This window comes from Streptosporangium sp. NPDC002607 (assembly GCF_053592655.1).
In genome coordinates this window covers 67,443-78,758 of sequence record NZ_JBSFWD010000021.1, presented here as the reverse complement: position 1 = coordinate 78,758, position 11,316 = coordinate 67,443, and the positions used below count along the sequence as shown (strand labels likewise).

Annotated in this window: 8 protein-coding genes; all 8 read right to left on the bottom strand. The window is 69.2% G+C overall.

Annotated elements, in window-relative coordinates:
- Positions 1 to 6 precede the first annotated feature (6 nt).
- On the bottom strand, positions 7 to 489 hold the full coding sequence (locus ACWD3H_RS23780; RefSeq protein WP_451956513.1) for a TIGR00725 family protein: 483 nt from the start codon (positions 487 to 489) through the stop codon (positions 7 to 9).
- Between the two features lie 278 nt (positions 490 to 767).
- Positions 768 to 1,235 (bottom strand): hypothetical protein, encoded by a 468-nt coding sequence (locus ACWD3H_RS23775; protein WP_451956512.1) that lies wholly within the window; start codon positions 1,233 to 1,235, stop codon positions 768 to 770.
- 440 nt (positions 1,236 to 1,675) lie between these two features.
- Positions 1,676 to 2,542, bottom strand: a complete 867-nt coding sequence (locus ACWD3H_RS23770) for an aldo/keto reductase (protein ID WP_451956511.1) — start codon at positions 2,540 to 2,542, stop codon at positions 1,676 to 1,678.
- 162 nt (positions 2,543 to 2,704) lie between these two features.
- Entirely contained in the window at positions 2,705 to 5,644 is a 2,940-nt protein-coding gene (locus ACWD3H_RS23765; RefSeq protein WP_451956510.1) for a glycoside hydrolase family 3 C-terminal domain-containing protein, read from the bottom strand.
- A 117-nt stretch (positions 5,645 to 5,761) separates the two neighbouring features.
- Complete coding sequence (locus tag ACWD3H_RS23760; protein ID WP_355555547.1) at positions 5,762 to 6,577, bottom strand: carbohydrate ABC transporter permease; 816 nt, start codon at positions 6,575 to 6,577, stop codon at positions 5,762 to 5,764.
- A complete protein-coding gene (locus ACWD3H_RS23755; RefSeq protein ID WP_355613929.1) occupies positions 6,574 to 7,452 on the bottom strand; it encodes a carbohydrate ABC transporter permease in 879 nt (292 codons plus the stop codon). Before ACWD3H_RS23755 ends, ACWD3H_RS23760 begins: the two co-directional genes overlap by 4 nt.
- 80 nt (positions 7,453 to 7,532) lie before the next feature.
- Positions 7,533 to 8,837, bottom strand: a complete 1,305-nt coding sequence (locus ACWD3H_RS23750) for an ABC transporter substrate-binding protein (RefSeq protein WP_451956509.1) — start codon at positions 8,835 to 8,837, stop codon at positions 7,533 to 7,535.
- A gap of 9 nt (positions 8,838 to 8,846) precedes the next feature.
- Positions 8,847 to 11,135: a TIM-barrel domain-containing protein gene (locus tag ACWD3H_RS23745; RefSeq protein WP_451956508.1), complete on the bottom strand. Its 2,289-nt coding sequence runs from the start codon at positions 11,133 to 11,135 to the stop codon at positions 8,847 to 8,849.
- Positions 11,136 to 11,316: the final 181 nt, after the last annotated feature.

The following is an 11,316-nucleotide window of genomic DNA, read 5'->3' as shown; positions in this document are numbered from 1 at the left end:
GTCCGGTCAGCGATCAGGCCAGCACCCGGTGGCCGCCAGCGCCTCCCGCGGGGACGAGACGTACCTGACGCCGGCCACCGGATGCCCCGCACGGTCGTCGACCAGCCGCCAGCCGCCGAGCTGGACCACGGGGACACGGCCGCGGCGCATCGCGAGCGCCAGTTCCGACAGGGTGCCCCACGATCCGCCGATGACGATCACCGCGTCACCCGAGTTGACGATGATGCTGTTCCGCGCCTCCCCGACGCCTGTCGGGATCACGATGGACAGGTCCGGGTTGGCGTGCTCCCGGTCCGCTCGGGACAGGATGCCGACCACCGTCCCGCCCGCCGAGCGGGCGCCGGACGCCACGGCGGCCATGACCCCCGTGTAACCGCCGCAGATCACCACCGCGCCGCGCTCCGCCAGCAGCCGGCCGACCTCGCGGGCGTTGGACTCGTCCTCGCCGGTGCAGTCACGCGGACCGCAGACCGCTACCTGAATCGTCACGATGAGACCTTTCCAAATGGCGGTGGTCAACGCGCCACGGCGAACCCGACCACCACGCACACCAGACCGATGGCCATCATGACCGGCAAGGTCGTGTACGAGTTTCGCCGGCCGCGGCGCCCCCCGATGTCGTTCGCCGCCTTCCAGCCAGCCTCGTCGTAGTGCCAGTGCGCTCAACTCTGGCCGGCATCTGGTTCATGTCCCACAGATACACCTGCGGCCGCATCATCACCGCCAAGATGAGCCAGAACACCAGCAGTATCCCGGCCGGTATACGGTCAACTCCAGGTGGCGCGCTTGAGCACGTTCGACAGCCCCGGTGTGTTCCAGACGTCCACCACCAGAATCTTCGACGAGGGCAGGAACCACTCCCGCTGAGTGAAGCTCGCCGTCCGCCGGCCACCGTTGTTCGTCACGCACTGGTTGGGCCAGGCGGTGTACTTCGCCTTGTGGCCGCGTCCGACCTGGTGCAGACCTGTCGAAGTGGCCTTCTCACCAGGGAACCAACTGGTCTTGGCGTTGAACGGACAGGGCACCACGCCACTGAAGGGATGGAACTGCTCCTTGCCGGTGTAGGTGATGAAACCGCCCCCGACCGGGACCTTGGTGATCGCCTTTGCGCCGAACACCCAGAACCCTTGGCAGTTCGGGGCGAAGGGTTCTGGCCTCTTGCACTTTCCGGTCACCACTACGACGCTGTTCCCGTTACGGTGCACCTTCCAGCCGGCGGGGATCTTCAGGTTCATGCCCTGGAAGGAGAAGGCGTTGGTCCCCGAAGCCGACGAGCCGGAGAAAACCCCTGCCGCCGAAAATCCCGCTGTGGCCGAGGCAGCGGCGGGAGCGGCGAGTACGGCGGCTACAGTCAGGGCGGCGAGGACGGAAGATCGTTTTCTCATGTCGGGAAACTACTGGCCCCCACTTGTAAATCACTATGGCTTCATTTGCGGCGCGGTGTCACCGACGGAATGGCCCGGTGCGCCGAGCGGTCCTCGCACGACTGCGCATGCGGCTTCGGTGACATGTTCCTGCGGGCCATGCCACACTCGGCCCCGTCCCCACGCTGATTCATGAGAGCCGTCGACCACGGCGCCGCGCTCTGGCCGTCTGAGCATCAGGCGATCGTCGCATCGCGTGCTTCTGAACGGAGCCGCCCGTCGTGGTGGGTCCACGACAGGCGGCATCCGTCTCAGGCCCCCTTGGACAGGGCCGCGAACTCGTCGTCGGTCAGTTCGACGCCTGCGGCGGCGATGTTGTCCTCCAGGTGGGCGACCTTCGAGGTGCCGGGGATGGGGAGCATCACCGGGGAGCGCTTCAGCAGCCAGGCCAGGGCGAGCTGGGACGGGGTGGCGCCGTGTGCCCTGGCCGCCTCGGCGAGCGGGCCACCCTCCTCGGCCAGCTTGCCGGTGGCGAGCGGGAACCACGGGATGAAGCCGATGCCGTTGGCCTCGGAGTAGTCCAGCAGCGGCTCGGCGTCGCGCTGGGCGAGGTTGTAGAGGTTCTGCACCGAGACGATCCTCGCGTACCTGCTCGCCTCCTCGACCTGCTCGACGCTGACCTCGCTGAGGCCGATGTGCCGGATCTTGCCCTCCTGCTGCAGCAGGGCGAGCTCCCCGACCTGGTCGGCGAGGGGCACCTTCGCGTCGATGCGGTGCAGCTGGAACAGGTCGATCCGCTCCACGCCGAGGTGGCGCAGGCTCAGCTCGGCCTGCTGGCGCAGGTACTCGGGGCGGCCGACCGGGCGCCAGTCGTCGGGGCCCGACCGGGTGAGCCCCGCCTTGGTCGCGATGACCAGGTCCTCGGGGTAGGGGTGCAGCGCCTTCTTGATCAGCAGCTCGGAGACGAACGGGCCGTAGGAGTCGGCGGTGTCGATGAAGTTGACGCCCAGCTCGACGGCGCGGCGCAGCACGCGGACCGCCTCCTCGGGGTCGCTCGGCTCCCCCCACACGCCCTTCCCGGTGAGCTGCATCGCCCCGTACCCCAGGCGGTTGACCGTGAGGTCGCCCCCGATGGCGAACTGGCCCGACGCCTCGGCGGGACGTTCCGTACTCGTCATGGTGTTCTCCTCAGAATTGATCGAAATCACGGTTCGAAACGGCCACAACGCGCTACCTGGGCCGATGCTTCCCTTTTCAGCGCCCGTACCCGGAAAACCGCTTTCAACCACGTACGGCCCGCTCCCCTAGGGGAGCGGGCCGTAGCCGGGGTCGGAGCCGGGTCAGCGGGTGAAGGTCACGTCCTTCACCCGCAGGGCGCCCCTGAAGACCAGGTAGACATCCTGCTTACCCCGTACGCCGGTGACGGGGGCAGCGGCCGTGGCCCAGGAGTAGATCCCGCCGGTGGCGGCCACCGGCACGGTCCCGGCGAGCCTGCCGGTCGGGGAGCCGAGCCGGATCTCGACCGAGGAGGCGGCACCCGCCGCGACCCCGAGCCGCACGCCGGTGGCCCCGGCCCGGAAGTCCACGTCCTTGAAGGCGATCCACTCGCCCGCCGAGGCGCCGACCGCGTCACCGCGGACCTTGGTCTCGTCGACCAGCTCGACCCCCGCGTAGTCGTCGAAGTCGGCGGCGCGGGTGGGCTGGGTGAGATCGCGGGGACCGATCCGCTCGCCGTCCACCCGTACGGTCACGCGCTGCCGGATGGCGTCCGAGGACGAGCCGACCATGACGTCGTGGGTGGACGGCTCCACCGCGAAGCGACCCCTGGTCACGTCCCACAGGGCCAGGTCCGCGGTCTTGAGCGAGAACTTCACCGTCTTCGACTCCCCCGGGGCCAGCCGCACCCGCTGGAAGCCGCGCAGCTGCTTGACCGGCTGCTCCACCCGGGAGGCGTGCTGGTGGGTGTAGAGCTGGACCACCTCGTCGCCCGCGCGCGAGCCGGTGTTGGTCACCTTGACGCTCACCTCGTACCCACCGCTCCTGGCGGTGGCCTTGAGGCCCTGGTAGCCGAACGTGGTGTAGCTCAGGCCGTGGCCGAAGGCGTACAGCGGCTTGGCCTTGGAGTACAGATAGGTCGCACCGGTCTTGACGATGTCGTAGTCGAGGATGTCCGGCAGGGTGGCACCGGCCCTGGGCCAGGTCTGGGTGAGGCGGCCGGCCGGGTTGGCGTCGCCGTACAGCAGGTCGGCCAGCGCGTTGCCGGTCTCGGCTCCGGCGTGTGTGGTCCACAGGATCGCCGGAACCTTCTCCTGCAGCCGGTCGATCGTGGTCGGGTAGCTGTTCTCCAGCACGACCACGGTGTTCGGGTTGGCGGCGTGCACCGCCTCCACCAGCGCCCGCTGTCCCTCGGCGAGCCCGAGGTCGGTCCGGTCGTGGTCCTCACGGCCGTTGATGAACGGCATGCTGCCGACCACGACCACCGCCGCGTCGGCGCCCTTCGCCGCCGCGACCGCCTCGGCGATCCCGCTGCGCACGGTCTCCTTCTCGAAGCGGGTGGCGTCCTCGGCTGTGGTCAGGCTGAGCGTGCCGTCGGCCGCCGCCTTGACGTACTTGTTCGGGCCGAACCAGTCGTAGGCGGTCTCGTAGCCGGCGTAGCGCAGCAGCGTCGTGCCGTCGGCCTGCGCCTCCAGCTTGAACTGCTCCTGGACGAACCAGCCGGTGGGCTGCTCCTGGTTGTTGACCAGGGTGGACCAGTTCGCCCGGCTGACGTACTTGCCGTTGGCGACACTGCGCAGGGTGACGATCCCCTGGCCCCAGTCGAAGACGTCGAACTGCTCGGTCGCGCCCGCGGTGGTCGCCGAGAGCTTCAGGTCGGCACCGGCCCCGGTGCCCGCGGTGAGGTACCTGCCGCCGGACTTCAGCGCGATCCGGTCGACGCCCTCGCTGGTGACGGCGGCGGCGGACCGCGCCCTGATCCCGGCGAGCGGGGTGACCTTGTAGGGCAGCCTGCCGGAGTACCAGTCGGTGTAGAGGGTGTCGGCCAGCGGGCCGACCACCGCGACCTTCTTGGCGGGGCTGAGCGGCAGGGTCTTCCCGGAGTTCTTCAGCAGCACCGCCGCCTCGGCCGCGGTCCGCCGGGCCAGCGCGCGGTGCGCGGGGCTGTCGACCACGTCCTTGGTGATCTTCCCGTACGGCCCGCCGTCCGGGTCGAACTCGCCGAGCCGGAACCGGATGCCGAGGATGTTGCGTACCGCGGTGTCGATGTCGGCCTGGGTCAGCAGCCCTCGCGTCAGCGCCTCGTTGACCGCGGCCACCGTCGGGGCGGCGTTGGTGTCGTTCACCGTGAAGCTCTCCACGCCCGCCTTGAGCATGGCGGCGGCGGCCTCGGCCTGGGTGGCGAAGTAACCCTGGGAGCCGGTGAGGTTGTTGGGCCCGCCGGCGTCTGAGACGTTGAACAGCGGCCTGTCGGTCCAGGTCCTGACCGTGGAGTTGAGGTCGGTGACCGTGGCGGGCCGCCCGTTGATCAGGTTGTAGGCGGTCATCACGCCGGTGGCCGCGCCCGCCTGCAGCGCGGTCTTGAACGCCGGGACGTCGTACTCGTTGAGGACGCGCGGGCGCAGGCTGGAGGAGGTCGTGTCGCGGCGGACCTCGTTGTTGTTGGCCAGGAAGTGCTTGAGCACCGGGGCCGCCCGCAGGTGGTCCGGGTCGTCGCCCTGGATGCCCGAGCCGTACGCGGTGGAGATCGCGCCGGTGAGCAGCGGGTCCTCGGAGTAGCCCTCCTCGTTGCGGCCCCAGCGGGGGTCGCGGAGCAGGTTGACCACCGGCGCCCAGAGCTGCAGGCCCCACAGCCGGGGGTTCTCCGCGTGATATCCCCTGGCCTCGTCGCCGACGGCGGCGCCGACCTTCTTGATCAGGTCGGGATTCCAGGTGCTGGCCAGGCCGACGGCCTGCGGGAACACGGTCCCCTCGGCGGTCACCACGCTGCCGCCGTTGTCGATGTCGGTGGACCAGGCGACGCCGTGCAGCGCCTCGGTGCCGGTCTTGAACAGCCCGATGCCCAGGCGGTCCACCGCGGGCTGGTACTGGTGGAGCCAGGAGATCTTCTCGGCCTGGGTGAGCCGGCCGAGCAGGTCGTCGACGCGCTGGCTCAGCGGGAGCGAGGGATCACGGAAGGGGTACTCGTAGGCCGCGCGGGCCGGGGCCGCGCACAACCCCAGGGTCAGGGCCGTCGCGGCCACGGCCGCGACGGCCCTGGTCGCTGCCTTGGTCGATAAGGACATCTCGCCTCCAGGTCAGGGGGAGTCGAAGAACTGCGGGTCTGGGGACGCCGTCCGCCCCCGAGCGGCGTACGGCGTCGGGAGCCCCGTCGGGGCTCGGCGGAGAGTTCGTTTGACGGCTCACTTGACGGCGCCCACGGTCACGCCGCGGGTCAGGGTCCGCTGGAAGATGAGGAAGAAGGCGACCGCGGGCAGGATGCCGAGCAGCGCCGAGGCGCTGGACATCGTGGCGTCCATCATCTTGTCCCCCTGCAGCACCCCGAGGGCGACCGGAACCGTCTGGTTCTCGTTGGAGATGAGGAAGACCAGGGGCAGGAAGAACTCGTTCCAGGTCCAGATGAAGAAGAAGATGAGCAGCACGCTCAGCGTGGGCCTGCTGATCGGCACGACGATCCGCCACAGGGCCCGCCACTTGCCCGCCCCGTCCAGGGCCGCCGCCTCCAGGATCTCGTGCGGGAAGCGGCCGAGCACCGAGGAGAGCAGGTAGGTCCCGAAGGCGCTCTGGATCACCGTGAAGATGATGATCACCCCGAGCCTGGTGTCGTAGAGACCGGCCTGCTTGGCCAGGTAGTACAGCGGGTAGACCAGCGCCTCCTGTGGCAGCGTGTTGGCCACCAGGAAGACGACCAGGATCCACACCCGCCCGCGCACCCTGCCGATGCCGAGCGCGTAGGCGTTGAGCACCGACAGGACCGTCGCGAGCACGGCCACCGAGCCGCTGATCAGCAGGCTGTTCCAGAGCTTGCCGCCGAAGTCGACCCGGTTCCAGAAGTCGACGATCCCGTCGAGGTACAGCTCGCTCGGCAGGCTCAGCGGCCCGCCCGAGGAGTAGTCGGCCGGTGACTTGACCGCGTTGAGCGTGACGATGACGAACGGCACCAGCATCACGACGGCCAGCACGACCAGCGAGACCAGGACCGAGTACTTCCGGATCATGATTCCCTGTCCTGAACCCGCAGGAAGAAGACCGTCACCGCGATGATCACCAGGGTGAGCACGGTGGCGATCGCCGCGCCGTAGCCGACGTTGGCCTTCTCGAAGAAGTTCTGGTAGCTGAAGTAGGAAGGCACGAGCGTGGCACCGCCGGGGCCGCCCCTGGTCAGCACAAAGATCGGCCCGAAGACCTTGAGCGCGGCGATCGTGCAGGTCAGCAGGACCACGTAGATCTCCGGCCGGATCTGCGGGATCGTGATGTGCCAGAACCGCCGCCACCACGAGGCGCCGTCCATCTCGGCGGCCTCGTACAGCGCGGGGTCGACCCGCTGCAGCCCGGACATGAAGATGACCACCGGGTAGCCGATCTGGAACCAGACCATGATCACCATGACGCTCGGCAGCGCCCAGCCCGGGTCCCCCAGCCAGTTCCTCGGCTCCATCCCCAGCAGCCCGAGCAGCTCGTTGAGCGCCCCGAACCTGGGGTGCATGATCCAGCCCCAGACGATTCCGGCCACCGCGACCGGCAGCACCTGCGGCAGGTAGTACGCAGCCCGCAGCAGGCTGGCCGCGCGGGGGCCGACCTTCTTGCCCACGTAGTCGAAGAGCGTGGCGGCCAGGACGAGGCCGATGAGCGTCGGGACGATCGCCATCGCCACGATGAGCGCGACGTTGTTGCGGAAGGAGGACCAGAACCGCTCGTCGGCGAGGAGCCGGGTGTAGTTCTCCAGCCCGATCCACCTCGGGTCGCCGATCCCCTGCCAGCGGGTGAAGCCGATGCCGACGTTCATCAGGAACGGCACGACGATGACCGCGGTGAAGAGCACGGCGCTCGGCAGCAGGAACACCCAGTACCCGCGGTCACGAGACCTCGGCATCGGAGGTCTCCTTTCTCTGTTCTGTGCGTACGACCCGCGCCGTGACACCGTGATCGTCACGGCGCGGGCCGCGGGAGGGGTCAGTTACCGATGTCGGCGAGGTTCTCGTCGTACGGAGCGGCGATCTCGTCCAGCACCGCGTCGGGGGTCTTGGCGCCGTTGATGAGGTTCTGCACGCCCGCCACCAGCACGTCGTAGTAGCCGGGCGCCGGCCAGTCGGGGTAGAAGGCCAGCCCGTCGGAGGCCGAGAGCTTGTTGAAGTTCTCGATCAGCTCCTTGCTCTTCTCATCGGTGATCGCGGCCGTGTCGGCGGCCACCGGGATGCCGCCGGAGTTGCCGAGCAGGTTCTGGATGTCCTTCTTCATGGTGATGTCGATGAAGTCGTAGGCGAGGTCCTTGTTCTTGGCGTTCTCCGGGACGACCCAGACGTTGCCGCTGGACCCGGCGCTCATCGTGTTGCCCGGCCAGAGGAACGAGCCCCACTCGAAGTCCTTGACGTCGCTGACGAAGCGGCCGTACCACCAGCTGCCGGAGACCAGGATCGGGTACTTGCCGCCGATGAAGGAGACGCCCATGTCCTCGGCCTTGATGGCGGCGGAGTCCGCCTCGACGTAGCCCTTCTTGACCCAGTCGGCGAAGGTGTCGGCCGCGTACTTGAACTCCGGCCCCTTGAAGTCGACCTTGCCCTTGTAGAGCTGGAAGGCGTCCACCCAGGAGCGCTGCGCCTTGCTCAGCGCGAGCTGGTAGAAGATCTGCTGCGCCGGATACTCGGCGCCACCGACCGCGATGGGGGTGGTCCCCGCCTTGACGAACGTGTCGAGGGCGGCGGTGAACTCCTCGTAGGTGGTGGGCACCTCGACGCCCGCCTTCTTGAACGCGTCCTTGTTGTAATAGACCATCACGTACTCGGCGTAGTTCGGGACGCCGTACCACTTGCCCGCGCCCATCACGCCGCGCTCGTCGTACCTGGCGGTGGTCTGGATCGAGGGGCTGAGCAGCTTGTCCCAGCCCCGCTTGGTCACCTCGGGGGTGAGGTCGGTGAGCAGCCCCTGCTTGGAGAGCAGCCCCGCCGTGGCGTTGCCCTTGTTGTACTCCATGACGTCGGGGGCCTCGTCCGAGTTGAGGATCATGCCCGCGGACTGGCGGATCTGCTCGAACGCCTTCTCCTCGAACTTGACCGTCACGTTCGGGTGGGTCGCCTCGAACTGCTTGACGGCCTCGGCCCACGCCTTGCCCATCGCGCTGTCGGCGCCCTCGTAGTGCCAGAGCTTCAGGACGCGGGGGCCGTCCGCGGCGGGCTTGTCCGCCGCCTGCTCGGTGCCGCCGCAGGCGGCGAGCGCCGCGAGCGCCGCCACCGTGGCGACACCGACTCTCAGGTTGAACATGGTCTTCTCCTAGATGGTGGTGATGACGATCGGGACACTGGCCCCCACCAGCTCGACGCCCGCGATCCGCGCGCTCCCCGAGACGGTCACCCGCAGGCCCTCGCCCTCGGGGATCGCGGTGATCGTGGTGTCCCCGTCGTGGTCGGAGATCGTGGTGCTGCTCTCGCCCACGCCGTAGGCGACCAGGGTGATCTCCCCGAACGGCCCGTCCCCGACGGCGACGCCGGGCTCGGCGAGGACGGGGATGATCGCGCCGTACCTGACGAACAGCGGGATGCGGTCCAGCGGCGTGGCGACCGTGACGTACCTGCCGCCGGCCAGCACCTCGCCGGTCCAGTGGTCCACCCATCGCCCGGCCGGCAGGTAGACCTTCCTGACCTGCTCGGGTGAGGTCATCGGCGCCACCAGCAGGTCGCGGCCGAGGAGGTACTCCAGGTCCGCCTGCCAGGCCACCGGGTCATCGGGATAGTCGACGCAGAGCGCCCGCATCATCGGTGCCCCGGTCGCGGCGGCCTCGACGGCCGCCGTGTAGATGTACGGCATCAGCCGGTAGCGCAGCCGCAGCGCCTCGACCGCCTCCGCCTCCACCTCGGGGAACTCCCACGGCTCCCGGCTGGTGGTGCCGTGCAGGCGCAGCAGCGGGGAGAACGCGCCGAACTGGGTCCACCTGACGTACAGGTCGTCGGTGGGGCGGCCGGTGAACCCGCCCGCGTCGTGACTCCAGAACGGGATGCCGGACAGGCCGTGCGCCAGCCCGCCACGGAGCGTGCTGCCCATCGCCGGGTAGCTGGTGAAAGTGTCGCCGCTCCACTGCGCCGAGTGCCGCTGCCCGCCGAGGAACGACGAACGCGCCCAGACCATGCCGTGCCCGGCGATCTCACGGGTCACCTCGGAGACGGCGTCGTTGAAGAGCAGCGTGTAGACGTTGTGCAGGTCGGTGCCCGACATCCCGTTGGCCGCGACCGCGTCGTGCGGCACCCCCTCGGCGAAGTCGGTCTTGAAGACCTGGACGCCCTGTTCGAGCAGCGGGCGGAGCAGTCCCTGGAACCACTCGGTGGCGGCCGGGTTGGTGAAGTCGACGATGCCGCAGGCCGGGTAGGAGCCGTGCCAGCAGTCGGCCACGTAGACCTCGCCATCAGGCTTTTTCAGGAAATATCCGTTCTCAGCCGCTGCTGGGAAGGCCGGGCTGAGGTGGGAGATGTACGGGTTCATCCACAGGCAGACCTTGAACCCCATCGCGTCCAGCTCGGCCAGCATGCCGGTCGGGTCGGGGAAGCCGCCTGCGTCCCAGCGCAGGTCGGACCAGTGCCCGTCGGTCTGCCAGTAGGTGTCCAGGTGGAGCACGTCGCACGGGATGCCGCGCTCGCGGATCGTCCGCGCCCTGGCCATCACCCGCTCCTGGGTGTCGACGAAGAACCCCGAGGAGATCCAGGTGCCGAACGCCCACTTCGGCGGGAGCAGCGGCGCGCAGGTCAGCAGGTCGAACCGGCCGAGCACCTCGGAAGGGGTGGGCCCGGCGATCACGTAGTAGTCGATCAGGTCGTCCGGGACCACGATCTGCACGCAGCTGTGCGTGGTCTGGCAGACGTCGAACTCGACCGGCGTCCCGCTGTCCACCAGCACGCCGTAACCCCTGCTGGACAGGTAGAACGGAACGTTCTTGTACGCCCGCTGCGACTCGGCGCCGAACGCGTCGAAGTTCCACATGACCGGCCGCTGGCCGCGCTTGTCGAGCCGGGTGAACGACTCGCCGAACCCGCTGAACGCCTCGTCGGCGGGGGCGGCGAAGCTCTCGTGGTAGCCGACCACCGCACCGTTCGAGCTGGAGCGGCCGAAGGGCAGCGTGCGCAACCGGCCACTGATGTCGGTGTGCCCCCGGTCCTGTTCCAGCAGCGGCGCCCCGCTCGCGTCGGTGAACCTCAGGTGCCAGGGCGCCAGGGTGATCTCCGCACGGAGCGAGCCCGCGTCCAGCAGGATCGTCCCGTCCAGGCTCTCCACCCGCGCCCCGGCGAACTCTCCCGGCGTGACCATGGAGATCGCGGCGGCCGACCGGGTCCGCGCGTCCGCGTCCTGCCCGAGCCGAACCCGGATCACCCCCTCGCCCGCCACGCTCACCTGGACCAGGAGCGTCTCCTCGGCGGAGGTCACCGCCTTCAGGATCACCCCGGCCGCGTCCGAGGCGACCGGTTCCGCCGAGATCAGCGCAGACAGGCCCTCCTCGCCGTGCGACCGGACGGGCAGCTCCGGCGGATCGGCGACGAAGTACTCGTGCGCGACCAGCGGGGGACGGTAAGGCATGGGAACTCCAGCTCTCGGCATCCTGTAGCGGAATTAGTTTTGCGTCCAAACCAACAAACGTCAATGCCTCCACCTGCCCGGCCCCGTCCGGGAGGGGCGCCCTCGAAACGGCCGACGCCGAGGTGACCCCGGAGGCCGGGCCACCCCAGAACGGGCCCGACCCACCGACGGCCCACGGAGC